We start from the raw sequence: 26060 nt of genomic DNA on the forward strand, positions 1-26060 counted from the left end.
TTACCCGCCCGAGGATTTTCGCAAAACGGCGGCGGCGTCGAGATGTGAAAGCATCTCTTCGCTGATTTCGAGCGAGCCATGTTCGCTTTCGCGGTGGTCGCGCTGCAATTGGCTCAGCATGTCGGCCATCTCGGTGGGCAAAATCGCCCGCGTGCGCGAATCCACGATCATGGATTCCGCAGCAATTCCCTCGGCATAGATGATCTGATGCTGATCGAAGAGCATCTGGAAATAATCGATGAAGCCTCCCGTCAGCCGACGGATCGTATCGCCGTTCACCAGATGCCGGGCGCGCACCAGCACCTCGGCACGCCCGGCGCCCAGCGCATCCTGACGTTGGTAGATGAACAGCCGATGGTCGGGGCTGACGACCAGGTCATTTGTGTTGTTCAGGGCGCCCGCCCGGATTTGCACCGGCGCAAAGCCCCCGACGGCCCGTGTCGTCCGCTGCCCGATCCAGCGCACGGCCTGCGGGCCGTCATCGCGGGTCAGAACACGGTCGCCGATCTTGAGATCCTCGACCGGGCATTGCGCCCCGGAGGCCATGGTGATGAGCGTTCCGCGGGTGAAGGACACGCAGGCCAACTGCGCGAACTTCGCCAGCATCTCTTCTGTGTCGATGCCCACGAGGGCGTAATCGATACGGGGGGCCAGGGGCGCCAGCGGCAGGAGATACAGCCCTTGCGCATGGCCGTTCCCATCCGTCTCCACGAGGACGAGGGCTTCATGCGTGCGCCCGTCTCCGGACATCAGCGTGATGGCGCAGTCGAGGTGCAGATCGGCGCCGGGCTGACCGATCTCGGAGCCAGTCGCGATGGAAAAGGGCGCGTCGGGACGCACCACGACCCGAAGCTGCATCTCGGCGGCGACTGGTGACAATTGGTACAGATCGTCGAGCATCAGCTCTTCCGCAAAGCTCACCGGATCGCCGAGATTGGCGCCGTTGATCACGCGGAAATGCTCGGCGCGGTAAACGCCGAGGGTCTGGGTGGAGCGGGGCGTGCCGCTGGTCGTCATCACGCGTGTCTCGTATCCGCAGGAAGTCTTGAGAAAATCTCAATGTAGATTGCCCACCGATTATGGCATCACGAGGCCGCAGGACAGGTCTTTTGTCGACCGCCATCAAGAAGAGAGGAAGCGCATGGATTTGGGAATTCGCGGAAAACGGGCATTGGTGACGGCGGCGTCGAAAGGGTTGGGCCGCGGATGCGCAGAGGCTCTGGCGGAAGCGGGCGTCGATCTCGTTCTGAATGCCCGCGGCGCCGAGGCGCTGGAGGAAACGGCGGCAGCCTTGCGTGCGGATTACGGCGTCTCGGTCACGACGGTCGCTGCTGATATCGTATCAGAGGATGGGCGCGCGGCAGTGCTTGAGGCCGCAGGCGACGTGGACATCCTTGTGACCAATGCAGGCGGCCCGCCGCCGGGCATCTGGTCCGACTGGACGCGGGACGATTTCGTCGCCGCGCTCGATGCCAACATGCTGACGCCCATCGCGCTGATGCAGGCCTGCCTGCCGGGCATGATGGCGCGGGGCTGGGGCCGGGTGGTCAACATCACCTCGCAATCGGTGAAGGCGCCCATCGCCGCCCTTGGCCTGTCCAATTCGGCGCGCACGGGGCTGACGGGCTTTGTCGCCGGGACAGCGCGGCAGGTCGCGCCCGAGGGCGTGATCATCAACAACCTGCTGCCCGGCGCGCATGATACCGACCGGATCGATGCGCTCGACCGGCGCGCGGCCGAGGCGCAGGGCCGCAGCCAGGAGGACATCCGGCACGCCAAGTTCCAGACCATTCCCGCCCGGCGCTATGGCACGCGACAGGAGTTCGGCGCGATGTGTGCTTTCCTCTGTTCGCAACATGCAGGCTATATCGTCGGGCAGAACATCCTGCTCGATGGTGGCGGCATCAACGCGACGCTCTGATGGCGCGGGGGCCGGACGGGACCGGCGGCGGGGCAGGATTCTCGCTGTCGGATCAGTTGTTCAATGCACGCACAATCGGGCAATTGGCGCGCGAATACGCGGTGCTGCCCGGTTTCGACCCGGCCCGTTTCGAAGCCGAAGCGCTGCAGGGCCTTGCCGGTCGCGGCCTGTTGGAACGGCTGGACTGGCTCGCCACATGCATCGAGGCGCAGCTTCCGCAGGACTTCCCGGCCATGGCCGAGGCGCTGGAAGCGGCCATGCCGCCAAAGCTGGACCCGAGCCTGCAGGACAATGATTTCGGGCAGTTCATCCATGCCGTGCCGGGGATCCTGGCCGTGCGCCACGGGATCGAGGACCACCGTGACCGCGCGCTCGACCTGATCCACCGCGCCACGCAGCGCTTCTCGATGGAGTATTACATCCGGCCCTTCCTGAACCGCTGGCCCGACGAGACGCTGGAGCGGCTCGCAGTCTGGGCGGAGGACGAGAATTACCATGTGCGGCGTCTCGTGTCGGAAGGCACGCGCCCGCGTCTGCCCTGGGCTGCCAACATCACGCTGCCGCCGGCGCGTGCGCTGCCGCTTCTGGACGCGCTGCATGCCGATCCCACGCGCTACGTCACGCGCTCGGTCGCGAACCACCTCAATGATCTGACGCGGCATGATCTCGATGCGGTCGCGCGGCATCTCTCGGCCTGGAAGGCGGCCGGGCGGCAATCCCCGCGCGAGCTTGACTGGATGACGCGCCACGCCCTGCGCGGGGCGGTGAAGCGCGGCGCGCCCGCAGCCTTGGCGCTGATCGGGATCGATCCGGAGCTGCCCGTTGACGCAAGCCTGCATTGCACGCCCGATCCGGTGCCGATCGGCGCGCCATTGACGATCAAGGCGCAGATCACGCCTGCGCGCGCGGGCCGTCTGCTGGTGGATTACCGGATCCGCTTTCACCGCCCCGGCGGGCGCATGGGTGAGAAAGTGTTCAAGCTGGGCCAGTGCAATGTCGCGGCCGGCGAGACAGCGACACTGGAAAAGCGCCACAACCTCAAGGCCAACGCGACCACCTTCACCTGGCATGCCGGGCCGCATGAGCTGATCCTGCAGGTCAATGGCCGGGATGTGGCCGAATATAGCTTCACCGTGAGCGTCGGGGGCTAGGCCCCGGACTGGAGAGCCTTACTTGGCAGGGGCGGTGCCCCAGCGGGCTTCCAGCGCCTCAAGAGCCGCGATGCGTTCCTCGGTCTTGGGATGGCTCATCAGCCAGGCGGGGACTGCGCCTGCGCGCGCGCCCGTCAGCTCTTCGAGCTTGGCAAAGAGCGACTTCTGCGGCCCGATGCCGATTCCTGCCTTGGCGAGAAGTGCCGCGGCATAGGCGTCGGCCTCGAACTCGTCACTGCGTGAAAGCCGTGCGGCCAGAAGCGAGCCCAGCATGTTGGCGATCCACACACCCACGCCGGGGATGATCCGGCCGAGGATCATCGCGAGCGCCGTGCGGAGGGCGTTCTGCCCGGAAAAGTCGATCATCCGCCGCCGCGAATGGCCAAGCGCCACATGACCCAGCTCATGCGCGATGACCGAGGCCATTTCCTCGCCCGTGACCTCGCCCTGCTGATATTTGCGGTAGAAACCCCTGGTGATGAAGATGCGCCCGTCCGGTGCTGCGAGGCCGTTCACCGGATCGATCTCGTAGATATGCACCTTGATGCGCGGCACATCGAGTGCCTTGGCCAGCCGCGAGAGAATATCGCGCAGGCGCGGGTCGGCCAGCTCGGTCGAGCGCTCGTCAAGCTCCTTCGCGGTGCGCCATGCCGAGAAGCGGTACATGGCAAGGCCGTAGAGAATGGCGAGCAGGATCGGTGTGAACTTGATCATGGTCGTAATATGGGGCGGGACGGGCCAAAGAAAAAGCGCCCGGAGCCTTCGCCCCGGACGCCCTGATGTCGCAGTCTGCGGGATGCGCAGATCGAACGCGTCAGACGAGCGATGCGTCCATGGTGATTTCTGCGGTGCCGCCCTTGTAGAGCTTGGAGATCGGGCAGCCCTCCTTGGCGGCATTGGCCGCTTCCATGAACTTAGCCTCATCGAGGCCCGGCACGGTGGCCTTCACTTCGAGATGCACCTTGGTGACCGAGAAGCCGTCGCCATCCTTCTCGAGGCTGACCGTCGCCTTGGTGTCGATCGCGTCCGCCGTGGCATCGTGCTGGCCGAGGATCATCGAAAGCGCCATCGAATAGCAGGCCGCATGCGCGGCGCCGACAAGCTCTTCGGGGTTGGAGCCGGGCTCGTCCTCGAAGCGGGTGTTGAAGCCGTAGGGCGTGTTGTCGAGCGCGGTCGATTCGGTCGAGACCCTGCCCTTGCCGGATTGCAGATCGCCCGCCCAATGCGCGGTGCCGAATTTCTTGATCGCCATGTTGGTATCCCTTTGTCCCAAGTGAATTCGGAACCCAACGTTCCGAATGACGGAGTGGTTCCGTGCCCGCCGCCTGGCACGCATTCCGGGTTTTGCGCTGCGTGGCATGGCGCAGATCGGATCGACGGCCTTCGGCCGCCGATCCGCTGGAGGCTCTGCCTCCAGACCTCCGGAGGTATTTCCGGTCCGGTCGTGAGGGGGCGAGGGAGATTTATGGCGAGCGACGCGCCGGGTTTGAGGAATGCGGGAGCCGATGCGGCAAAGAGGGGCGCGCGGCTCGTCTGCTGAGGCCCACGGAGGGCGCGGTTACCGCGCCAGTTCGCGCATCCCGCGGTCGATGCCGTCAAGCGTCATCGGCACCATGCGATCCTCGAAAATCTCGCGGATCATGCCGATGGACTGGGTGTAATCCCAGTATTTCTCGGGCACCGGATTGATCCAGAGGTGGTCCGGCCATTGCGCCCGCGCGCGCTCCAGCCAGGTCTGGCCGGCCTCCTGGTTCCAGTGTTCGTTGGCGCCGCCCGGAATGGCGATCTCGTAGGGCGACATCGAGGCATCGCCCACGAAGATGCATTTGTAATCCGCGCCATAGGTGCGCAGCACCTCGTGGGTCGGCGTCTGTTGGTCCCAGCGCCTGCGATTGTCGCGCCAGACGCCTTCGTAGAGGCAATTGTGGAAGTAGTAATGTTCGAGGTGCTTGAACTCGGAGCGCGCGGCGGAGAAAAGCTCCTCGACCACGCGGATATGATCGTCCATCGAGCCGCCCACGTCGAGAAACAGCAGCACCTTGACCGCGTTGCGCCGCTCGGGCCGGGTCTTCACGTCGAGCCAGCCCTGTTCGGCGGTCGACCGGATCGTTCCGGGCAGGTCAAGCTCATCGGCGGCGCCGTCGCGGGCCCATTTGCGCAGGCGCTTCAGCGCCACCTTGATGTTGCGGGTGCCGATCTCGATGGAATCGTCGTATTCGCGAAATTCGCGCTTGTCCCAGACCTTCACGGCGCGGCGATGGCGCGAGGTATCCTGGCCGATGCGCACGCCTTCGGGGTTGTAGCCGTAGGCTCCGAATGGCGATGTGCCGCCCGTGCCGATCCATTTGTTGCCGCCCTGATGGCGGCCCTGCTGTTCCTTCAAACGCTCGCGCAGGGTCTCCATCAGCTTGTCGAAGCCGCCGAGCGCCTCGATCTCGGCCTTCTCCTCGGGCGAGAGGTGCTTTTCCGACATCTTGGTCAGCCAGTCGGCGGGCAGGTCCACGGCTTCGAGCACCTGGTCGAAGCTGATGTTCTCCAGCCCAGAGAAGGCGGCGGCGAAGGCGCGGTCGAAGCGGTCGATATGCCGCTCGTCCTTCACCATGGCGCTGCGCGCGAGGTAGTAGAACGCCTCCGGATCATAGGTGGCGAGGCCTGCGCGCATCGCTTCCAGAAATGTCAGGTATTCGCGAAGCGACACCGGCACGCCCGCATCGCGGAGTTTTTCGAAAAAGGGGACGAACATGCCCCTGCCTTACACCAAGGCCTTCTCGATGGCGATGGTCCCGATCAGTCCGAGAAGGGCACCGATGATGGCGTAGACCACGGCGTATTGCACGATATCGAGCCGGTTCCCGCGCCGACGCTTGGCAGATAGGCCCCCCCAGATTGCCCCGAGCACAGCCCCGACAAGTACGATCATAAACGCCCGATCCTTCCCTTCAGCGGGTTCAACGCCTCGATCTCGCGCAGCTTCGCGCGGACCGCGTAATCCGAGCCGAACCCGTATCGCGCCCAACCGAGGCTGTCCAGACGCACCTGGCGGCCTTCCGCGGCCCGGCCCGAAAGCTCCAGCGCTTCAGCGCGCAGCATGAGAAGCGTGGCGAGCAGGGCCGCGTTCTCATGCCGCGCGGCCACGTCGACCTGCGGGCTCAGCACCGCGAGCGCTTGCTCGGGCTGGTTCCGCGCGATCGCGTGGGCGGCCAGCTGCGACGCGACATAGGCGCGGTGCAGGCTGGTTCTGGGGGAGGCGGCGAAGTAGCGATCCGCCGCCTGGAAGTGCTTCAGCGCCGCGTCGATGTCCTGGGACTGGGTGATGCGGCCCATGGCGTAATGCGAAAAGCCGAGCCGGTGATCGCGCCAGCCCAGGGCGTTGGCGATCTGGAGCGCCTCACGCGCCGCGGACTTGCGGTCCTTGGTGCCGGGGCCGAGTGCCGCCTGCACCGCCTGCACCCAGGCGCGCGGCGTCTGTTGCAGTTGCGAGGTCTGCCGCTGCGTGCCGCCGGGATTGAGCCGGGCGAGGATCGCGGGAAGACGGCTTGCCACAGCGCCCTTCGTCATGCCCGAGCGCAGTTCGGGATCGTAATAGGCGCGCAGGATCAGCATGTCGAAGCCCGTGAGCACCGTATGCACATTGTCGTCGTTGAAGACCGAATCGGGCAGGCGATAGAGATCGTTGAGCGGGCCCAGCGCCTGGGCCAGTTCCTCATGCAGGCAGTCGCGCACCTCCTGGGGGGAGGCATCGCCCGGCAGGAAAACGGCAACCCGGTCGCGCTTGACCATGTTGGACCAATTGATCTGCGCGGTCCGGCGCACGCGGCCATATTCGGCCAGCGAGGAGACGTTCGGCACGACGAAACAGGCCGCCTGCGGCAGGTAGCGGCGGATTTCGGAGCGGGGGACCGCCTCGATCGTCACATGCGCGGGGCCGGACTGGTCGCGGGCCACGTCGATCCGCGCCTCGGTGCGCAGCCGGTAGAGCACCTGATCGAGATCGGAGAAGAGGGATGCGGGCGGTCGGCCGGTGACGCGCACGTTGATCGGCCCTTCGAAGCGCGTGAAGCGTTCGAGTTCCCGTCCCGATTCGAGGCTGAAGGAGAGGGCCAGGAAATCGCGCGCAATCTCACGGTTGGAGGCCTGGGCGGGCACGGGGCGCGGCACCTGGAAGCGCTTCATCGGCGGCAGCGTGCTTTCGCTGACGATGGCGGCGCGGGTTGTGGTGTCGGGTTCGGACACGGGCACGCAGGCGCTCAGCAAAAGGCAAATGGGGATAATGAAATGGCGCATCAGGCCCTCTGGTATTTGATGAAGGGGGTCTGGACGCCGATACGGTCGTAAAGTTTGCGGGCGGTGTGGTTGAACTCCTGCGTCAACCAATAGACCGAGCCTGCATGATGCGCGTCAGCGGCGGCATAGACCGCCTCGATCAGGGCGCGTCCGACGCCTGCGCCGCGCATCTCGGGCACCGCGTAGAGGTCCTGTAGATAGCAGACCTCCTCGATGCGCCAGGCATGGCGGTGAAACAGGTAATGCGTCAGCCCGACGAGCCGGCCATCGACCTCGGCCACCAGCGCGTTGAAGTCGCGCGGGTCGTCGCCCAGAAGGCGCGCAAAAGTCGCGTCATAGACGGGCGCGTCGACCGAACTCTCGTAAAAATCGAGATACGCGGTCCACATCGCCTGCCAATCGGCGCGATCCTCTTGTGCCAACGGGCGCACGGAGATGGCATTGGCGGAAAGCATCGTCGGGGTCGTCCTGATCGTTCCAGATGTGGCCAACATCGGGGCCATTTTTGTCCGTAGTTGGATGACTATACGGCGAAATAGGGAATTCTGGAGCCGATACGGCAACAGCCTTCGAGATTCTCGCGGTGGATGAGCTTCTTCCCGCAGTATATTGAAAGTAAATGAGAAATTTGATGCATGGATGCCACATCTTCCAACGCGTGGCAGCCGATGCGGGGTGTTCCGGGCAGGGCTGCGACAAAGAGGGCCGCAACGTGACGCGAATCCCGCGTGACAGGTGAGGTAACTCGCGCCATAGTTGTGTTGGGCAATTTCCGCCTGTGTTTACCGTGTATCTTGGAGAAATTCTTAATGCATTTATTGAAACGTGCGGCCTGCGCGCTGTCGCTGGCACTTTTTGCAACCGCAGCTCCCGCGGCGCCAACGCTTCCGCTGATGGGGTCGGTGAAAATGGCGGTCATTCCCTGCCAGTTCTCGGGCACCCGGATGAGCAATTCCGACCGGCTGGCCTATACCATTCAGGTCCTCAAGGGGGTGAATGTCTGGAACAAGTTCATCGGTGACGTGGCGCGGATCGACATGCGCGTGACGCGCCCGGTCACGCTTGAGCGCAGTTTTGACGACACGCGTGCCAACAGGGTCTCGGCCACGACCATCAAGAACGAATGTTCCGCCAAGGCCGGTCTGGACGCCGATACCGACGTCACGTTCGTCATCACCGTGCCCGGCTACGAAGTGAAGGGCAGCCCGGGTTGGGTCGTCTATCGGGGCACGACGGGCGGTGCGGCGGCACTCGATTCCACGAAAAGCAATCTCAGCCTCGGATTGGGCGGCGTCGTGCACGAGATCGGCCATGCCTTGCGGCTCAATCATACCTACGGGGCCGCGAACGATCTCAGTGCGTTTCAGGCGCCCATCTCCTATGACGACAATTCTTCGGTGATGGGGCGCAATGGCGGCGCACTGACATTGCATGATCGCGAACGGCTGGGTCTCGTGCCGCAGGGCCGCATCTTCCAGGCGGGCGGCCAGCATGCCAGCTGTCGCCAGGAGTTCCGCTCAGGCCAGGGCTGTACCTGGGAGATCACGCTGACCGACTGGAACGCCCGCAAGGACAACACCCATTACGTGGGCGCGCGCATTCCCTTCGATCCGCGCAATCCCGAGACCTACTTTCTCGTGGAATATGCCAGCCGTCCGACCTCGGTCGGTGCGGACGAGATGTCGGACCCGGCGCTGCGGATCTACACGCTTTACGAGTCGGACATGTATTTCGACGACTGGAACCGGATCCAGATGAACCATACGTCCCGGCCGGTCCGGCGCAATGTGCTGATGAAGGAATGGCAGAACCAGCACCGAAGCTGGCGGGCCATCGCCGCGCTGCCGCTTGAGGATCGCAGCAGTTTCGGGGCGCAGTTCAACGCGGGCCAGGTCCGGATCGAGCAGATTCCCCATGCGCCGGGCGCCACCGCTGAGGACAAGCGCACCACGACGCTTCGCATCCGGCACTTCCTGCCAAATCTCTGCATGAAGGACTTCGTTCAGCGCGCGGCATGGCCCGATGACCGTGCCTGCGTGACGAAGGCGCGTCGCGACGCGATCAAGGCCGAGAACGAGGCGGCGCCGGATCACACCAACGCCGATGGCAGCTGCAAGTCAGGTTTCATGCCGCGCGCTTTCGACCCGAACCGCACCTGCGTGTCGTTCGATCAATCGGCGGTGTCGTCGCTTGAGACCCAGGCGGATCGCGATGGCAACTCGCCGCGCCTCTCCGATCAGGCGAAAGGTCCGATGACCTGCAAGGGGCGTCTGCGCTGGCGCGGGATCACACCCACGGACTACGTCTGCGTGACCGAGGATCGCTGGATTGAAGTGCGCAATATGAACGACCTTGCCCGCCGCAACACCAATGCCGACGGGACCTGCAAGGGCGATTTCGTGCGCCGCAATGCCGTGCGCGGCGACCGCACCTGCGTGCCGCCGCAAATGGCCGAGCTGGTCAAGCTGGAAAACCGCAACCGCCGCTCGGGCTATCTCTACGGTCAGTGAGGGACCGCACGGGCAGGGGCGTCAGCGCCCCTGCTGCCGACGCGCCATGAAGGCCAGCCGCTCGAAGAGATGCACGTCCTGCTCGTTCTTCAGAAGGGCCCCGTGCAGTTTTGGCAGGGCATCCGCACCGTCCCGTTTCAGATCCGCAGGATCGAGGTCTTCGGCCAGCAACAGCTTCAGCCAGTCCAGAACCTCTGAGGTCGACGGCTTCTTCTTCAATCCGGGCTGTTCGCGGATCTCGTAGAACTGGGTCAGCGCCTCGGTCAGAAGCTGCGGCTTGATGCCGGGGTGATGCACCTCGACGATACGGCGGAGCACGTCCGGTTCGGGAAAGCGGATGTAGTGGAAGAAGCAGCGGCGCAGGAAGGCGTCCGGCAGCTCTTTCTCGTTGTTCGATGTGATGATCACGATGGGGCGATGGCGCGCGCGGATCGTCTCGCCGGTCTCGTAGACATAGAAGTCCATCCGGTCGAGTTCCTGCAGCAGGTCGTTCGGGAACTCGATATCGGCCTTGTCCACCTCGTCGATCAGCAGGACCACCCGGCGCTCCGCCTCGAAGGCCTCCCACAGTTTGCCCTTGCGGATGTAGTTCTTCACGTCATTCACACGCTCGTCGCCGAGCTGGCTGTCCCGCAGGCGGCTGACCGCGTCGTATTCGTAGAGGCCCTGCTGCGCCTTGGTGGTGGATTTGATCGACCATTCGATCATCTCGGTGCCCAAGGCCTGCGCCACCTGACGCGCGAGTTCGGTCTTGCCGGTGCCGGGTTCTCCCTTGACCAGAAGCGGGCGTTCCAGCGTCACGGCGGCATTCACCGCCATGGTCAGATCGTCGGTTGCGACGTAGGCATCGGTTCCTTCAAACTTCATCGAACGCATGTCTCTCTTTGCTGTTGGCGTGCTCGGAGGCTGGTTTTTTTCCGCGCCCCTACGTCACTTGACTAGTGACAGCGCGGCAGCCTTGGGCTATTCGGCTTCGCGCAGGGGTGCCAGATAATCAGGGGAAAAGCTATGGCTGATGTCGGCGTGATTGAGGGAGCGACCATGAAACCCGAATCCTTTTTACCAGATGATTACCGTCCGTCCGAAGACGAAGAGTTCATGAGCGATCGGCAGCTCGAATATTTCCGCCGCAAGTTGATTACCTGGAAGCAGGACCTTCTCGCCGACACGCGCGACACCATCGAAGGGCTGCAGGACGGCACGCGCAATATTCCCGACGTGACCGACCGCGCCAGCGAAGAGACCGACCGCGCGATCGAGCTGCGCACCCGGGATCGCCAGCGCAAGCTCGTCGCCAAGATCGAATCCGCACTGCGCCGCATCGAAGAGGGCGAATACGGATATTGCGAAAAAACGGGCGAGCCCATTTCGCTCAAGCGTCTGGACGCGCGTCCGATCGCCACGATGACGCTCGAGGCGCAGGAACGCCATGAGCGCCGCGAAAAGGTGCATCGCGACGACTGATCGCGATCTCGTCTAATCAGCAAAGGCGCCGGATCGCAGGGTCGGGCGCCTTTTTCATTTCCGGTGCCAATATTCGGGAGGCGAATCATGGACGTGCAGGCTTTGCGCATCGCGGTCGTGGGCGGCGGCATTGGCGGGCTGGCCGCGGCAGCCGCGCTCTCTGCCCGGGGGGCGCATGTGACCCTCCTGGAGCAGGCCGACGCAATCCGCGAAGTGGGGGCGGGCCTGCAGGTCTCCCCGAACGGTCTGAAGGTGATCGCCGCGCTGGGGCTCGAGGCGGCGCTGGGCACAGCCCCAAGGGCCGCCGCCGTGTCCTTGCGCGACTACCGCGCCGGGCGGGAGGTGCTGCGCCTCGATCTGGCCCGGCTCGGGGACGGCATGGCCTACCGGTTCGTGCATCGCGCCGATCTGGTTTCGGTTCTGGCCGATGCCGCACGCAAGGCGGGCGTCGATATCCGCCTAACGCAGAAAGTGACCCGTGTAAGCCCCGGCGCGCCCGCACGGATCGAGACCGCCGCCGATGAAGTCATCGCGGGCGATCTCGTCATCGGCGCGGATGGTTTGCATTCCGTCGTCCGGCCCGTGCTGAACGGAGAGGCGCCTGCGCATTTCACCGGTCAGGTGGCCTGGCGGGCTGTCGTGCCCAATGTCGTGGATCACCCCGCCGAAGCGCGGGTGCATATGGGGCCGCATCGCCACGTGGTCAGCTACCCGCTGCGCGACGGTGCCTTCGTGAACCTCGTTGCCGTGCAGGAGCGCGCGCGCTGGACCGAAGAGGGCTGGTCACAGACCGATGAGGGCCGCCACCTCCGTGCCGCCTTCGCGGATTTCGGCGGCGATACGGCCCGCCTTCTGGCCGAGGTCGACCGCCCGGGCCTCTGGGGGCTCTTCCGCCATCCGGTCGCCGCGCGCTGGTGGGGGGAGGGGCTAGCGCTTCTGGGCGATGCCGCGCATCCGACGCTGCCTTTCTTGGCTCAGGGCGCCAACCTCGCACTTGAGGATGCCTGGGAATTGACCGACGCGCTGTCCCGCGCCGCCGACCTGCCCGAAGGCCTCGCCTCCTACCAGGCGCGCCGCGCGGATCGGGCGGCCCGCGTGATCGAGGCCGCGAATGGCAATGCCTGGAAATACCATCTTGCCACTCCGGGCCTGCGGGATGCGGCGCATCTTGCTCTCTCCATCGGCGGTCGCCTGGCTCCCGGCCTGATGCTACGCCAGTTCGACTGGCTCTATCGCTACGATCCGACCGAAGCGCGTTGACCGTGCCGACCGCCATGGCCCCCACCTTTTGGGCAGGCGACAGCGGGCCTATCTGAGGATAGACAGGCCCTCAAAGGAGATCCGCCATGGACCGTTTCGACCCGATCCCGGAGACCGCCCTCGAATGGCATCGCGCAGGCGAGGGCGCCTGCCTTGCCACCGTGATCGAGACCTGGGGCTCCGCCCCGCGGCGCACCGGATCGCAGCTGGCCATTTCCGGCACCGGCCGGATCGAAGGCTCCGTGTCGGGGGGCTGTGTCGAGGGCGCGGTGATCGTCGAAGCCATCGAGGCGCTGGAGGCGGGCGAGGCGCGCGAGTTGGAATTCGGGGTCTCGGACGATGATGCCTTCGCGGTGGGCTTGGCCTGCGGCGGCACGATCCGCGTGCTGATCGAACCGGTGGGCGCGGTTCTGCCCGAGGCGCTTCTGGCGGATCTTGTCGCGGCGCGGGCTGCTCGCACGCCTGTGGCTTATAGTGTCGATCTCGACACCGGCGTGCGGTCCCTGACCCGCGAGGGTCATGCCGACCGTTTCCGCATGGATCGTTCGGGCTTCGAGGAGGGCACGCGCCGCTTCGTCACCATTCACAACCCGCCCCTGCGCCTCGTCGTGGTGGGTGCCGTGCATATCGCCCAGGCGCTGCTGCCCATGGCGCGGATCGCGGGCTACGATCCGGTGGTGATCGACCCGCGCGAGACCTTCGGGTCGGAGACGCGCTTTCCCGGAGAGACGATCCTGCATGACTGGCCCGACGAGGCGGTGGACAAGGCCGGGCTCGACAGCCGCACGGCGCTCGTGCTGCTGACCCATGACCCGAAGCTCGACGATCCGGCGATCAGCCGCGCACTGCGCTCGGCGTGTTTTTACATCGGTGCGCTGGGCTCCACCCGGACCCATGCCAAACGCGTGGAGAGGCTTCAGGCCGAGGGCTTCACCGAAGCCGAGATCGCGCGCATCCACGGGCCCATCGGGCTCGATATCGGCGCGGCGGGGCCTGCGGAAATCGCCGTCTCGGTGATCGCGGAGATGACCCAAGTGCTCCGGAAACGGCCATGAAATTCGGCCCCATGCCCGTGTCCGAGGCCGAAGGCGCGATCCTTGCCCATTCGGTGGCTCTGCCCAAGGGGCGGCTGAAGAAGGGCATGGTGATCGATGCGGAGGCAGTGGCCAAGCTCGAAGCCGCTGGTCTGAGCGAGGTCGTGGCCGCCCGGCTCGAACCCGGCGATCTGGGCGAGGATGACGCGGCCGCTGAACTGGCCCGCGCGCTCGTCCCCGGGGAGCAGACCGGCTTGCGCATCGGGCGCGCCGCGACGGGCCGGGCCAATGTCTTTGCCGAAGGGCCGGGACTTGCGCATATCGACGCGGACCGGATCAACGCCCTCAACGCGGTACACCCGATGATTACCGTGGCCACCGTACCGCCGTTCCAGCGGATGGCGGCGGGCGGCATGGTGGCGACGATCAAGATCATCTCCTACGGCGTGCCGGGCGCGGCGCTCGCCGAAGCGGCCTCGGTCGGCGCGGGCGCGCTTGGCTTTCACGCCCCGGCCATCGCCACGGCGCAGCTGATCCAGACCAGCACGGAAAGCGCCGTTGATCCTGCGAAGGGGCACAAGGCCATCGCAGACCGGCTGGACCGCCTCGGCGTCGATCTGGCACCCGCGCAGGTCGTGCCGCACGAGGTCGACGCGCTCGCCGCCGCGCTCAGGGCGTCCGAGGCGGAGGCGCTCTTCATCCTGACGGGCTCGGCCACGTCGGATCTGCACGACACCGCCCCCGAGGCGCTGCGCGCGGCGGGTGGCCAGGTCGCGCATTACGGCATGCCGGTCGATCCGGGCAATCTGCTGTTCCTTGGCGATCTCGGCGGACGGCCCGTCGTGGGCCTGCCTGGCTGTGCGCGCTCGCCCGCGCTCAACGGGGCGGATTGGGTGATGGAACGGATCCTGTGCGGCGTCGCGGTCACCCCGGCGGACATTGCAGGCATGGGGGTCGGCGGCCTTCTGAAGGAGATTCCTCTGCGCGGCCGTCCGCGGGAGGCGTGAGGCCGGACCGCGCGGCCCGCGCCTGCGATATCTCGGCGGCTTGCGACACGTGCGCCGGAACTCTTAGCGGGCAAACAAACCGAACAAACAAAAAGGGCGCCACAGCGGGCGCCCATTCCTCGTCGCGATGGCGAGACGTTTACTTCACGGGGCCGACCATCATGATCATCTGGCGGCCTTCCATCTTCGGCATGTTCTCGACCTTGCCGACGTCTTTCACGTCCTCGGCCACGCGCTCAAGCAATTCCCGCCCGAGGTTCTGGTGTGCCATTTCCCGTCCGCGGAAACGCAGGGTGACCTTCACCTTGTCGCCCTTCTCGAGAAACTTGAAGACGTTCTTCATCTTGACGTCATAGTCGTGAATATCCGTGTTGGGACGGAATTTCACTTCCTTGACCTCGATGGTCTTCTGCTTCTTGCGGGCCTCGGCTTCGCGCTTTTGCTGTTCGTATTTGAACTTGCCGAAATCCATGATCTTGCACACGGGAGGCGTCGCGTTCGGCGAAATCTCCACGAGGTCAAGACCAGCCTGTTCCGCCAATTCGCGGCCGCGTTCGGGCGTGACGACTCCGATGTTTTCGCCTTCAGCGCCGATCAGGCGGATTTCCGCTACGCGGATACGATCGTTGACGCGGGGGCCGGTGTCACGGGTGGGCGGCGCGTTGTGAGGTCTGCGGGCTATGGGAATGTTCCTTTGTGCGATTGCAGTTGCGAGGCCGAAAAATAGGCGTCCCGGCCCGGTGTTTCAAGCGTTTAAACGTATGTGGGGCCGGAATTCGGTCGCTCCCTGCCGTGCTGAACGTGGATGATGGGATAGGGGGTGTACGAGCGTCGGTCCGCGACGCCTCGCAGATTGGCCCGATCGGAATTTACGCGGAATGTCAGGAAAAGATGACAGTGAGAATCCGTTTTCGCTATGCCGGGTGACTTAATTAATTTACATTTACGAAAGGACGGCTTTGCGAAAACGAGAATCGGGAGCGGCCGGACCTCCCTCAGCAGGATAGACGATATGAGCAATGATCTTTCGAACAAGCCGTCTCTGCGCTGTCGCATCGCTCAGGTTGGTGTGCTGCTGTCCTGCATGCCCATTCTGGGATGGATGTTGGACACGCCGTGGCTCGTCCGCGCTTCCGAAACCCATGCCGCGATTGTCCTGCCGACCGCGTTTTCCTTCACGCTGGTCTTCATCGCCCTGATGCTGATCGAGCGGGGTCGCGCCGAAAAGCTGCAGCGGACCCTCATATTCGCGGTGATCGGGTTGGTGATTGCCGAGCAGCTCTATCCCGATCTTCATGCTCTGCCGTCGATAATCGGCGTCGCACGCGCGATGCCCGCGGCGATCGACGGGATGTCCGCGGCCACCGCGATCGGGTTTCTGCTGACCGCACTCGTGCTGTGGAGGCTGCAGACCAACCGCGACAGCACGATTGCACTTGCCGTTTCGCTCTTCGGGCTGTCCTCGGCGGTGGCGATCCTGCTGGGCCATTCCTTCGAGCCCGCCTCGATCTATGCATTGCCGGTCTTTGCGGAATTGTCGCAATACACCGCTGCCCTTTTCGCGCTGTTCTTTGCAACCACGCTCATCCCCGAAAGCGAGGGGGCGCTGACGCCGCCGGTCTGACCGCGCACCGCGCCACCCCGCTACCTGGCTTGCGCACTCAGTCGAGAAAAGCCTTTTCGACGACGTATTGCTTGGGGTCGGAATTCGCCCCTTCCTCGAGCCCGTAGCCTTCCAGGAGCTCCTTGATCTCGAGGTTGAAGGCAAGGTTGCCGCAAACCATCGCCCGGTCATGCTCGGGCGTCATGGGGGCCACGCCCAGATCTTCGAACACCTCGCCGGAGCGCATGAGATCGGTGATCCGCCCCATTTTCGGGCTCTCCTCGCGGGTGGTGGTCGGGTAATAGCGCAGTTTGGCGAGGTTTTCCGCGCCGATGAGCTCGTTGAGCATCTCGTCTTGACGGATGTCTTCAATGAGCTTGCGGCCATATTCCAGCTCGCCCACCTCGCGGCAGGTATGAGTGATGATGACCTCGTCGTAATCCTCAAAGGTCTGCGGGTCGCGTAAGAGCGAGGCGAAGGGCGCGAAGCCCGTGCCGGTGGCAAAGAACCAGATCCGCTTGCCGGGCAGCAGCGCGTCATGCACCAGCGTGCCCACGGGCTTGGGCCGCAGGATGATCTCGTCGCCCACCTCGATATGCTGCAACCGCGACGTCAGCGGGCCGTCGGGCACCTTGATCGAATAGAATTCCAGCTCCTCGTCCCAGGAGGGGGAGGCGATGGAATAGGCGCGCAGCAGCGGTTTCTGCTTGCCGGTCTTGGGATCGGGGTCGCCCATCAGGCCGATCATCACGAACTCGCCCGAGCGAAACCGCAGGCTCGCAGGCCGCGTCACCCGGAAGGAGAACAGACGATCTGTCCAATGGGTCACTTGCGTCACTTTCTGGGCGTCGGGAACGGCCAGCTTCTTGACCGGCGTCGAATCACTGTCTTTCACGGGTCTCTGCTCTGTCATGGCGTCATCACGAGGCGCGCGCCTCGTACCTTCTGCAATAGTCGAAAGGAGGGGGATGGGCAAAGGGGGCGTTTGGTCGCCCGGTGTCCGGGCTGCGCCGCGCGGGTCAGCCGCGCAGCCGGGCCTGGTAGTCATGGGACTGCCAGTCGGCGCGGAAAATCCACTGGTCTTCCGGCTGACGCGCGGCGAGCGCCGCGTCGATCTCGACCTCGTCGAAGCCAGCCCGGCGCGCCATGGCGTATTGATCGGCGATCACATGGCCGCGGGCCCTGAGCCGTCCGCGATAGCCGCGCAGTCGCAGAAGCCGCGCGAGCGTAAATCCGCGCCCATCCGCCGAGGACGGGAACTCGACCACGACCATCTGCGCCTGCGTTGCAGCCTCCAGCGTGTCGGGGTCGGTATCCGAGGGCAGAACGACTGCGTCGCCCGCGAGGCCCGGTTGAAAATCGTCGGGGGCAAAGCCCGCATCGGTCACGATCACGCTCATGTCGTTTCTCCTTTTTCGCCCGCTGGCTGTCCTGATTGGCGCACGGGGCGACCGTCGATGAAATGGATGCCGCATTCGTCCTTGGACTGGCCGCGCCAGCGCCCGGCGCGCGGGTCTTCGCCCTTGGCCACGCGGCTGGTGCAGGGGGCGCAGCCGATGGACGGATAACCCTTCGCCACCAGCGGATGCCGGGGCAGGCGGTTTTCGTCCATGTAGGAGGCGACATCGCCCGGCGCCCAATGGGCCAGCGGATTGACCTTGATCCGGCCCGTGGCCTCTTCGAGCTCGAAGAAGTCCATCTGCGCGCGGTCCGAAGTCTGGTAACGCTTGCGCCCGGTGATCCAGCCGTCGAAGCCGTCAAGGGCCGCCTCAAGCGGCAGGGTCTTGCGCAAGGCACAGCAGGCATCGGGGTCGGAATGCTTCAGCGCCCCGTAAGGATCGCGCGCCTGAAGCGCATCCGCATCAGTCTTCAGGATGCGCACGTCCCGAAGTCCCAAGCGTTCGGCGACCTCCTGCTGATAGACCAGCGTCTCCGCGAATAGGAGCCGCGTGTCGATGAACAGAACGGGCGTCGAGCGATCCACCATCGCGACAAGGTGGAGAAGCGCCACCGATTCCGCGCCGAAGCTCGAGACCATGGCGATGCGCCCGGCCTCGGGATCGTTCAGCGCGCCGCGCAAAACGGCCGTGGCGCCGTGATGCCGGTAGCGCGCGTTGAGCGCAGCCACGCGGTCCCGCCGCTCGGCGATCTCCGCCGGGCTCGGTCCGTCCGGGCGGACGTCCTCGCGTATGTCAGGCTCATGCCGCATTGGCGCGGGCCTCCTCGGCCTTGTCGTAAAGGGCAGCCTTGAAGGGCGCCATGCCGAGGCGACGATAGGTCTCGAGGAACGTCTCGTTGCGGTCTTCGCGCAGGTCGAGATACGCGTCCACGATCCGCTCGATGGCGGGCACGATCTCGTCTGCGGAGAAACCGGGTCCGGTGCGGCTGCCCAGCGTTGCATCCGGCCCCTGATCGCCGCCAAGCGTGATCTGGTAATTCTCCACGCCCGCGCGATCGAGGCCGAGAATGCCGATATGGCCCACATGGTGATGGCCGCAGGCATTGATGCAGCCCGAGATCTTGATCTTCAGATCGCCGATATCGGCCTCGGTCTTCAGCGCGTCGAAGCGGGTGGCGATCTCCTGCGCGATGGGGATCGAGCGTGCGGTGGCCAGCGCGCAATAATCCATGCCGGGGCAGGCGATGATATCCGAGATCTTGCCGATATTCGCCGTGGCGAGGCGATGCTCGCGCAGGATTGCGTGAATCTCGGGCAGATCGTCCTTGCGCAGATGCGGAAGCACTACGTTCTGTTCATGGCTGATGCGCAGCTCGTCATGGCCAAAGCGTTCAGCGATATCGGCCATCACGCGCATCTGTGCGGCACTGGCATCGCCCGGCGTTTCGCCATGCGCCTTCAGCGAGATCTGCGCGATGGCATAGCCCGGTGCGCGATGGGCGGCGAGGTTGGCATCGGCCCAGGCCCGGAACACGGGATCGCGCTCATAAGCCGCCTCGAATGCGCCGGTGCTGGCCTGCTCGAAGGCGGGCGGGGCGAATTGCGAGCGGATCGCGGCCAGCATCTCCTGATCGATGCCGGTGAAGGCCGTGCGCGTTTCGGCGAACCGTTCTTCGACAAGGCGGCGGATCTCGTCGATGCCGTGCTCATGCACGGTGATCTTGATGCGCGACTTGTACTTGTTGTCACGCCGTCCAAGCAGGTTCCAGACCGACACGACCGCTTCGAGATAGGGCAGCAGATCGGCTTCGGGCAGGGCGTCATGCAGGACCTTGCCGATCATGGGCGTGCGGCCCAGACCGCCGCCCACGAGCACCCGGTAGGCAATGCCGCCCTCTGCCGTCTCGACGATGCGCAGGCCGATATCATGGGCTGCGGTGACCGCGCGATCCTCGGGGCTGCCGGTGACGGCGACCTTGAACTTGCGCGGCAGGAACTGGAACTCGGGATGATCGGTGGACCATTGCCGGATCAGTTCGGCCACGGGTCGGGGATCGGCCACCTCATCGGCGGCAGCACCCGCGAAATGGTCCGCGGTCACGTTGCGGATCGTGTTCCCGGAGGTCTGGATCGCGTGCATCTCCACCTCGGCCAGCGCATCGAGGATATCAGGCACGTCGCGCAGTTCCGGCCAGTTGAACTGAATGTTCTGACGCGTGGTGAAATGGCCGTATCCCTTGTCCCACCGCTCCGCGATATAGGCGAGCTGACGCATCTGGCCGCTGTTCAGCGTGCCGTAGGGGATGGCCACGCGCAGCATGTAGGCGTGCAATTGCAGGTAGAGGCCGTTCATCAGCCGCAAGGGCTTGAACTCGTCCTCGGTCAGCGAGCCGTCGATGCGGCGTTCGACCTGGGCGCGGAACTGGCAGTTACGCTCGGCCACGAAGCCGGCGTCGAAATCGGTGTAGCGGTACATGGGGGTATCTCCTGGCGTCGGGCCGGGCGCACGGTTTTTGTTAAAGACGTGAACTGAATTTTATGAAAATTCAGTGCCGGACCGCTGTTCCTGCTTTCCATGGGAATAATTCGAGGGGCCGGTCCTGCGGAAATCCTCGCGGAAATGCGTGGGCTCCGGGCCGTTTGCGCCCGGCGACACGTCGGCCAGATAGGCGCCCACGACCTCACCGGGCCGGGATTGTGCATCGAGGAGGCGCAGTTGTGCCACGGCTTCGTCATCGAGCACTTCGGCCTCCGCGAGATCGCGGCTCCAGCCATCGGCTTCGGTCAGGTAGATCACGTCGCCTTCCAGAAGCGCGTTTCCGGTGACAACTTTCGGGGTGAATGCGCGGGGCATCAGAGTGCCTCCTTCATGAGCGTGCGGGTTGCGGCCTCCGCGGCACGTGGCGCGAGGCCAAAGAGGGTCAGGGCAGGGCCGGTCAGCGCGGCTTCGGTCAGGTCTGCAGCCAGTGTGGCGAGCGTCGTGGCCAGGATGCGCTGATCGGGACGCGCGGCGTTCTCGATCACCGTCACGGGCGTGTCGGGACCTGCGCCATGCATCAGAAGGCGGCCCTGGATGAAGCGCGCGGCGCGCTTGCCCATGTAGATCGCGGCAACCTCGCCGGGACGGGCCAATGCCTTCCAGTCGTGATCGGCAAAGCCCTTCATGTCGTGGCCGGTCAGAAATCGCACGCTGGCATTGCGCTCGCGCTTCGTGAGGCTTTGGCCGATCGTGGCGACGGCGGCGGAGGCGGCGGTGATGCCGGGGACGATCTCCCAGGCGATGCCCGCCTCCGAGACGGCGTCGATCTCCTCGTCGAGGCGGCCAAAAACGGTGGGATCGCCGGATTTCAACCGAACGACCTGCGCGCCCGTGGCGGCATGCTCCACGATCAGGGCGTTGATGTCGGTCTGCGTCATGGACGGGCCGAACCCTTCCTTGCCAGCATCGACGAGGACGGCCTCGCGGCGGGCAAGCTCCAGGATCGCGGGCGAGATCAGCCGGTCATGGATCACCACATCCGCCTCATCGAGCGCGCGGCGCGCTTTCATGGTCAGAAGGTCGGGATCGCCGGGGCCTGCGCCGACGAAGGCCACGCGGCCCGGGCGCGGCGCCTCGGAGAGATGCGCCTCGAGCAGGGTGTCGAGACGTTCGCGCACCGCGTCCTCGCCGCCCGCGCGGAGGGCCTCGGCCCCGGCACCGCCGTAATACGCGGCCCAGAAGTCGCGCCGCTTGCGTCCCATGGGCAGGGCATCAGCCATCTTGCGGAAGGCTTTGCCGATACGTGCAAGCGGGCCCAGATCCGCGGGCAGCCGTTCTTCCAGGTCGCGCTTGATTGCGCGGGCCAGAACCGGGGCCGCCCCTTCGGTGCCGATCGCCACGGTCACCGGGTCCCGATCGACGATCGCGGGGGTGATGAACTGGCTGTCCTGCAGGTTGTCGACGATATTGGCCAATGCGCCATCGGCGCGCGCCAGGGCGACCGTGCGGGCATCCTCGGCCGCGTCTTCATCGGCGGCGTAGAAAAGCACCGCGCAAAGCGCATCGCCCGGGCCCATCGGCCGACGTTCGAGGCGGAGGCGCCCGGCTGTGGCCCAGCCTTCGATCTCGGGGGCGGGGTTGGGGGCGAATACCGTCAGGTTGGCCTCGGTCTTCAGGAGAAGCCGAAGCTTGGCCAGAGCGGCCTCGCCGCCGCCCGAGACGACCACGCGCCGTCCGGCCAGCGCCACGAAGATGGGAAAGTGCTGCATGTCGCGCCCTTTGAGCCTTTGCGGTTTGCTTGCTTAAAATAGAATATTGTTCCGCTGGATATCCAGATGCTTGCGGAAACAAGGACATTTGTTCTATCTGTGCGGGGCTCGAGAGTGGAGAATTCCAGATGGCGACAAAAGACAGAACGGAGGTTCGGCTGGACGAGACGGACCGGAAAATTCTTGCGGAACTGCAGCGCGATGCCAGCCAATCGCTGGACGATATCGCAAGCGGCGTCGGCTCGTCGAAGACGCCGGTCTGGAATCGGATCCGCAAGATGCGCGAGGCCGGGATCATCGGGGCGCAGACCGTGCAGCTCGATGCCGAGGCGCTGGGCTTCGAAGCCTGTTTCTTCGTTCTGATCCGCACCTCGGAGCATGAGGCGGAGTGGCAGCGGCTCTTTCTCAAGGCCCTGAAAGAGCGGCCGGAAGTGCAGGAAGCGCACCGGCTCGCAGGCGATATCGACTATATCCTGAAGGTCCGGGTGAAGAACGCCCGCGCCTATGACGCCTTCTACCAGGCGCTGATTTCCGAGGTGAAAGTGCATAACGTGACGGCGCTTTTGTCGATGGAGGAGATCAAGTCCACGACGGCCCTGCCACTCTAGACGGGGCCCGCTCCTTGGCGCTTGCGCGCCGCGTCGCATGGGCCATTTGTGCGGACCCCGGGGGCCGGGGGAAATGGGTAGAGTGCGGGATTTTCTGCTGAGAAGCGTTTCAGGGGCAGGTCTGCCCTGAAAGCGCCATCTCGAGGATGAGGCGAGCCGCGCCCGCCTCAAGGACAAGCCGGGCTGAAGCCCGGTCGCCTGCGGCGATCCTTGACCCGTGCGCGTCCCGCGCCGCCGGGACCGGACGGGGTGCCGCAACGGGGATGGCGTTGAGCGCGGAGCGGTTCTGCGCGACTCACAGGAGTTGCGCATCTGCAAGGGGCCGCGGCGTGCCGATGCCTCGGCGCATCGCGCTGGCGCAGGCACGGCGCCTCGCGCTAAGGAGGGGCGATGAGGAGGCATCTCGATATCCGTGCGGGGCTCGTGGCCCTGTTTTTGGCCGCGGTGGCTGCGCTGGGCGCTGTCGTCTGGCGCACCGGATACGTGCAGGCCTTGCAGCCCCTGTCGCAGGCGGGCGAGTCGGATCTTGCACTGGCCGCCGACCGGCTGGTCACCCAGCTGTCGCGCTACCGCGAATTCGCTGTCCTGATGGCGGATCACCCGGCGTTGGAGGCGCGCAGGGCAGGCGGGCCGCGCGCTGCGGCCGACAACGCCCTTCTGGAAGCGACCGACCGGACCGGGACCGCGGCGGCGTTCTTCCTGTCGCTCGATGGCCGGATCCTGGCCGCCTCCGGTCCGGGCGATCCGTTCGACATGGCGTCGACCGAGGTCATCGGCCGCGCGCGGCAGGGCGCGCTGGGCGCCGGTCTCGGCATGATGGGCGACATTCGCGTCTTCACCTTTGCCGCCCCGCATTTCGGCGCGGATGGCACGGTGGCGGGCACGCTGATCGTCGTGGTCGACCTCGCGGCCTTGGAGCGCGACTGGCGCGGATCGCTGCCCACGGTCTATTTCACCGATCCCGGTGGGCGCATATTCGTCACCAATCGCTCCGAGCTTCTGTTCTGGCGCGAGGCCACATCGGCGACGCTCATCGCACCCGAGGGACGCCGCGTGGCGCTGAGCGTCGACCGGGTGGGCGGACACGAGATCCGGCAACAGGATCTGTCGCCCTATATCCCGGCCGAAGCCGTTTACCTGACCGACCATCTGCCGGTGATCGGCCTGACGGGGCATGCCCTCATCGACGTGACGGCGGCCAAGCGGCTGGCCAGCCTGCAGGCCGCGGCGGCGGTGGCGATCTGCCTCTTCTTCGGGGCGCTCCTGTTTCTTGCGACCGAACGCCGCCGCACGCTGGCCCTTGCCAATCAGCGTCTGGAAGAGCGCGTCTCGGCCCGGACCCGTGCCCTGTCGGAGACCAATGCCGCCCTCAGGCGCGAGGTCAGCGAACGGCAGGAGGCCGAGCGCCAGCTGACCCGCGCGCAGGCCGATCTCGTGCAGGCGGGCAAGCTCTCGGCGCTGGGGCAGATGTCCGCCGGGATCAGTCACGAACTCAACCAGCCGCTGATGGCCATCCGGTCCTACGCGGAGAATGGCACGGCCTTCCTCGACCGCGGACGGCCCGACGCGGCAGCCGGGAATTTCGCGCGCATTTCGCAAATGGCGGGCCGTATGGGGCGCATCATCCAGAACCTCAGGGCCTTCGCCCGGCAGGAAGCCGCGCCCGCGACCGAGGTGGGGCTCGCGGGGATCGTCGATGCCACACTCGACCTCGTGGAGACGCGCATCCGGGCCGAGGGTGTCTCTGTCGACTGGACCGCGCCTGCGACGCCGATCATCGTGATCGGGGGCGAGGTGCGGCTCGGTCAGGTCGTGCTGAACCTGATCACCAACGCGCTTGACGCAATGGCCGAAAGCGTCGAGCGGCGGCTGCGCATCCGCATCACCGAGGACGGGATGGGCCACGCGCTTCTGACCGTGCAGGACAGCGGCCCCGGCATTGAGGAGCCGGAACGCATCTTCGACCCGTTCTACTCCACCAAGGCCGTGGGCGCTGCGGAGGGGATGGGGCTGGGCCTGTCGATCAGCTACGGCATGATCCAGAGTTTCGGCGGCAAGCTGCGCGGTGCCAATGCCGAAGGGGGCGGTGCGATCTTCACGGTCGAGCTGACCAATGCGAAGGCTGCGGCATGACGGATACCGGCAAGAAGAAAACCGGCGTGACCCAGCTCTACCGAAAATCGGCGCACAGGCCCGTCACCGCTGGCATCGCTTCCGGCGCGCATCGGTCCGCGCGCAACGGGTGGAGAGCGCCATGACCCGCAACGTGCTTCTGGTCGATGACGACATGGCTGTGCGCGAGGCATTGGCCCAGACGCTCGATCTCGAAGGGTTGATCCCGATCACCGCCGGCTCCTTCGTCGAGGCCAAGGACCGGATCGGTGCGGATTTCGACGGCGTGATCCTGTCCGATATCCGCATGCCGGGCCGCGACGGCTTTCACCTTTTGGATTTCGCCCATGCCGCCGATCCCGAATTGCCGGTGATCCTTCTGACGGGCGAGGGCGATATCCCGATGGCAGTGCGTGCGATGGCGGCGGGGGCGTTCGATTTCCTGGAGAAGCCTTGCGCGCCGTCGGACCTTGTTGCGGTGATCGGTCGGGCGCTGACGACCCGTGCACTGGTTCTGGAGAACCGTCGCCTCAAGGCACAATTGGAGTCGGGCGATCCCGCCGCGCGGCTGATCTTCGGGCGCTCCGCGCAATCGGAAGCCCTGCGCGAACAGGTTCGGATCGCGGCGCGTTCAGGGGCCGCCACCCTGGTCAGCGGCGCGCCGGGCACGGGTATCCCGAAGATCGCGGAGGTGCTGCATCTGTGTTCCTCGCGCGCCAAGCAACCTTTCGAAAAGCGCGCCGCGCGCACGCTCGACCGGGCGGAGCTGGCGGATATCTGGTCACAGACGGCGCAGGGCACGCTCTTTCTCGACGAGATCGGGCAGCTTGGCCCCGATCTGCAGATGGCGCTCGCGGATGCGCTTGACGCGGGCGGGCCCGTTCTGGTCGCGGGCACGAGCGAACGGCTGGACCGCGCCGCGGCCGAGGGCCGCTTTTCCGCCGATCTCTATTACCGTCTCGAGGTCTGCCGCGTGGAGATCCCCACGCTGGCCGAGCGGCCCGAGGACATTCCCGTTCTCTTTCGGCACTACGTCGCGCAAGCGGCGGAGCAGGCTGGACTTCAGCCGCCCGAGATCACCGAGGCGGTCGATGCGGATCTGATGGCGCGCGACTGGCCGGGCAATGCCCGCGCCTTGATGTCGGAGGCGATGCGCTTTGCCCTGGGGCTGCGCGATGCGACCCCTGCGGAGACTGCGGGGCTTGGATTGGCCGACCGGATGGCGCAGGTCGAACGCTCTTTGTTGAGCGAGGCGTTGTCCCGGGCGAACGGGCAGGCGAGCCGCGCGGCGCAGGCGCTCAAACTGCCGCGCAAGACCTTCTACGACAAGCTCGCAAAATATGGGCTCAAGCCCGAGGATTTCCGCTAGGGCTTTCCGGCCGCAAGCGGAACGGCGCAGCGACGCCCCGGAGGGAACGGCCTGCCGCGATAGCGCGAAAGGCGCGGTCGTGATACCGTC

At 65.6% G+C, this 26060-nt stretch carries 27 protein-coding genes; 11 read left to right on the plus strand and 16 right to left on the minus strand.

Annotated elements, in window-relative coordinates; all coding sequences use genetic code 11:
• Nucleotides 1–1017 carry a Hint domain-containing protein gene (locus tag FIV09_RS05035; RefSeq protein WP_152452367.1) on the minus strand — a complete coding sequence of 339 codons (1017 nt, stop codon included), beginning with the start codon at nucleotides 1015–1017 and terminating at the stop codon, nucleotides 1–3.
• Between the two features lie 124 nt (nucleotides 1018–1141).
• Between FIV09_RS05035 and FIV09_RS05040 the strand changes: the two genes are divergently transcribed.
• Nucleotides 1142–1921, plus strand: a complete 780-nt coding sequence (locus tag FIV09_RS05040; RefSeq protein WP_152448971.1) for an SDR family oxidoreductase — start codon at nucleotides 1142–1144, stop codon at nucleotides 1919–1921.
• Nucleotides 1921–3072, plus strand: a complete 1152-nt coding sequence (locus tag FIV09_RS05045) for a hypothetical protein (RefSeq protein WP_152448972.1) — start codon at nucleotides 1921–1923, stop codon at nucleotides 3070–3072. The genes FIV09_RS05040 and FIV09_RS05045 overlap by 1 nt, the downstream gene beginning before the upstream one ends.
• A gap of 18 nt (nucleotides 3073–3090) precedes the next feature.
• Here the strand turns inward: FIV09_RS05045 and FIV09_RS05050 are convergent, their stop codons facing one another.
• From FIV09_RS05050 to FIV09_RS05075, 7 genes are all read right to left on the minus strand, one after another.
• Complete coding sequence (locus FIV09_RS05050; RefSeq protein ID WP_152448973.1) at nucleotides 3091–3786, minus strand: M48 family metalloprotease; 696 nt, start codon at nucleotides 3784–3786, stop codon at nucleotides 3091–3093.
• 100 nt (nucleotides 3787–3886) lie between these two features.
• Nucleotides 3887–4318: an OsmC family protein gene (locus FIV09_RS05055; protein ID WP_305793789.1), complete on the minus strand. Its 432-nt coding sequence runs from the start codon at nucleotides 4316–4318 to the stop codon at nucleotides 3887–3889.
• A 312-nt stretch (nucleotides 4319–4630) separates the two neighbouring features.
• Complete coding sequence (locus FIV09_RS05060; RefSeq protein ID WP_152448975.1) at nucleotides 4631–5815, minus strand: VWA domain-containing protein; 1185 nt, start codon at nucleotides 5813–5815, stop codon at nucleotides 4631–4633.
• Between the two features lie 9 nt (nucleotides 5816–5824).
• Complete coding sequence (locus tag FIV09_RS20320) at nucleotides 5825–5992, minus strand: hypothetical protein (RefSeq protein ID WP_172975627.1); 168 nt, start codon at nucleotides 5990–5992, stop codon at nucleotides 5825–5827.
• Entirely contained in the window at nucleotides 5989–7356 is a 1368-nt protein-coding gene (locus FIV09_RS05065; protein ID WP_152448976.1) for a DUF2927 domain-containing protein, read from the minus strand. The genes FIV09_RS20320 and FIV09_RS05065 overlap by 4 nt, the downstream gene beginning before the upstream one ends.
• On the minus strand, nucleotides 7356–7811 hold the full coding sequence (locus FIV09_RS05070; protein WP_152448977.1) for a GNAT family N-acetyltransferase: 456 nt from the start codon (nucleotides 7809–7811) through the stop codon (nucleotides 7356–7358). The genes FIV09_RS05065 and FIV09_RS05070 overlap by 1 nt, the downstream gene beginning before the upstream one ends.
• A gap of 68 nt (nucleotides 7812–7879) precedes the next feature.
• Complete coding sequence (locus FIV09_RS05075; RefSeq protein ID WP_152448978.1) at nucleotides 7880–8275, minus strand: hypothetical protein; 396 nt, start codon at nucleotides 8273–8275, stop codon at nucleotides 7880–7882.
• On the opposite strand from FIV09_RS05075, the gene FIV09_RS05080 reads away from it, so the two are divergent.
• A complete protein-coding gene (locus tag FIV09_RS05080; RefSeq protein WP_152455233.1) occupies nucleotides 8265–9866 on the plus strand; it encodes a hypothetical protein in 1602 nt (533 codons plus the stop codon). The genes FIV09_RS05075 and FIV09_RS05080 overlap by 11 nt on opposite strands.
• 21 nt (nucleotides 9867–9887) lie before the next feature.
• Here FIV09_RS05080 and FIV09_RS05085 read toward each other — a convergent pair whose 3' ends face one another.
• A complete protein-coding gene (locus tag FIV09_RS05085) occupies nucleotides 9888–10733 on the minus strand; it encodes a MoxR family ATPase (RefSeq protein ID WP_152448980.1) in 846 nt (281 codons plus the stop codon).
• A 174-nt stretch (nucleotides 10734–10907) separates the two neighbouring features.
• Between FIV09_RS05085 and dksA the strand changes: the two genes are divergently transcribed.
• The 4 genes from dksA to FIV09_RS05105 all read left to right on the plus strand — a co-directional run bounded on the left by dksA (nucleotide 10908) and on the right by FIV09_RS05105 (nucleotide 14631).
• A complete protein-coding gene (dksA, locus tag FIV09_RS05090) occupies nucleotides 10908–11330 on the plus strand; it encodes an RNA polymerase-binding protein DksA (RefSeq protein ID WP_152448981.1) in 423 nt (140 codons plus the stop codon).
• Nucleotides 11331–11417: 87 nt separating this feature from the next.
• Nucleotides 11418–12590: an FAD-dependent monooxygenase gene (locus FIV09_RS05095; RefSeq protein WP_152448982.1), complete on the plus strand. Its 1173-nt coding sequence runs from the start codon at nucleotides 11418–11420 to the stop codon at nucleotides 12588–12590.
• Nucleotides 12591–12676: 86 nt separating this feature from the next.
• Nucleotides 12677–13645, plus strand: a complete 969-nt coding sequence (locus FIV09_RS05100) for an XdhC family protein (RefSeq protein ID WP_152448983.1) — start codon at nucleotides 12677–12679, stop codon at nucleotides 13643–13645.
• Nucleotides 13642–14631 carry a molybdopterin-binding protein gene (locus FIV09_RS05105; RefSeq protein ID WP_152448984.1) on the plus strand — a complete coding sequence of 330 codons (990 nt, stop codon included), beginning with the start codon at nucleotides 13642–13644 and terminating at the stop codon, nucleotides 14629–14631. The genes FIV09_RS05100 and FIV09_RS05105 overlap by 4 nt, the downstream gene beginning before the upstream one ends.
• Before the next feature lie 139 nt (nucleotides 14632–14770).
• Here the strand turns inward: FIV09_RS05105 and infC are convergent, their stop codons facing one another.
• Nucleotides 14771–15313 (minus strand): translation initiation factor IF-3, encoded by a 543-nt coding sequence (gene infC, locus FIV09_RS05110; protein WP_152448985.1) that lies wholly within the window; start codon nucleotides 15311–15313, stop codon nucleotides 14771–14773.
• A 330-nt stretch (nucleotides 15314–15643) separates the two neighbouring features.
• Here infC and FIV09_RS05115 point away from each other — a divergent pair, with 330 nt between their 5' ends.
• The gene (locus tag FIV09_RS05115) at nucleotides 15644–16255 is read left to right on the plus strand and encodes a hypothetical protein (RefSeq protein WP_152448986.1); all 612 of its coding nucleotides are present in this window, start codon (nucleotides 15644–15646) and stop codon (nucleotides 16253–16255) included.
• Nucleotides 16256–16292: 37 nt separating this feature from the next.
• Here the strand turns inward: FIV09_RS05115 and FIV09_RS05120 are convergent, their stop codons facing one another.
• The 6 genes from FIV09_RS05120 to cysG form a co-directional block, all read right to left on the minus strand.
• The gene (locus tag FIV09_RS05120) at nucleotides 16293–17147 is read right to left on the minus strand and encodes a ferredoxin--NADP reductase (RefSeq protein WP_152448987.1); all 855 of its coding nucleotides are present in this window, start codon (nucleotides 17145–17147) and stop codon (nucleotides 16293–16295) included.
• Nucleotides 17148–17253: 106 nt separating this feature from the next.
• Nucleotides 17254–17634 carry a DUF934 domain-containing protein gene (locus FIV09_RS05125; RefSeq protein WP_152448988.1) on the minus strand — a complete coding sequence of 127 codons (381 nt, stop codon included), beginning with the start codon at nucleotides 17632–17634 and terminating at the stop codon, nucleotides 17254–17256.
• A complete protein-coding gene (locus FIV09_RS05130; RefSeq protein WP_152448989.1) occupies nucleotides 17631–18443 on the minus strand; it encodes a phosphoadenylyl-sulfate reductase in 813 nt (270 codons plus the stop codon). Before FIV09_RS05130 ends, FIV09_RS05125 begins: the two co-directional genes overlap by 4 nt.
• Complete coding sequence (locus tag FIV09_RS05135) at nucleotides 18433–20109, minus strand: nitrite/sulfite reductase (protein ID WP_152448990.1); 1677 nt, start codon at nucleotides 20107–20109, stop codon at nucleotides 18433–18435. Before FIV09_RS05135 ends, FIV09_RS05130 begins: the two co-directional genes overlap by 11 nt.
• A 60-nt stretch (nucleotides 20110–20169) precedes the next feature.
• On the minus strand, nucleotides 20170–20487 hold the full coding sequence (locus FIV09_RS05140; protein ID WP_152448991.1) for a DUF2849 domain-containing protein: 318 nt from the start codon (nucleotides 20485–20487) through the stop codon (nucleotides 20170–20172).
• Nucleotides 20487–21881 carry a siroheme synthase CysG gene (gene cysG / locus FIV09_RS05145; protein ID WP_152448992.1) on the minus strand — a complete coding sequence of 465 codons (1395 nt, stop codon included), beginning with the start codon at nucleotides 21879–21881 and terminating at the stop codon, nucleotides 20487–20489. Before cysG ends, FIV09_RS05140 begins: the two co-directional genes overlap by 1 nt.
• A gap of 128 nt (nucleotides 21882–22009) precedes the next feature.
• Between cysG and FIV09_RS05150 the strand changes: the two genes are divergently transcribed.
• The 3 genes from FIV09_RS05150 (at nucleotide 22010) to FIV09_RS05160 (ending at nucleotide 25970) form a co-directional block, all read left to right on the plus strand.
• The gene (locus FIV09_RS05150) at nucleotides 22010–22489 is read left to right on the plus strand and encodes an Lrp/AsnC family transcriptional regulator (protein ID WP_152448993.1); all 480 of its coding nucleotides are present in this window, start codon (nucleotides 22010–22012) and stop codon (nucleotides 22487–22489) included.
• A gap of 390 nt (nucleotides 22490–22879) precedes the next feature.
• Nucleotides 22880–24622 (plus strand): ATP-binding protein, encoded by a 1743-nt coding sequence (locus FIV09_RS05155; protein WP_152448994.1) that lies wholly within the window; start codon nucleotides 22880–22882, stop codon nucleotides 24620–24622.
• A 121-nt stretch (nucleotides 24623–24743) separates the two neighbouring features.
• Nucleotides 24744–25970: a sigma-54 dependent transcriptional regulator gene (locus tag FIV09_RS05160; RefSeq protein WP_152448995.1), complete on the plus strand. Its 1227-nt coding sequence runs from the start codon at nucleotides 24744–24746 to the stop codon at nucleotides 25968–25970.
• The last annotated feature ends 90 nt before the right edge of the window (nucleotides 25971–26060 follow it).

This window comes from Roseivivax sp. THAF197b (assembly GCF_009363255.1).
Lineage (GTDB): Bacteria > Pseudomonadota > Alphaproteobacteria > Rhodobacterales > Rhodobacteraceae > Roseivivax.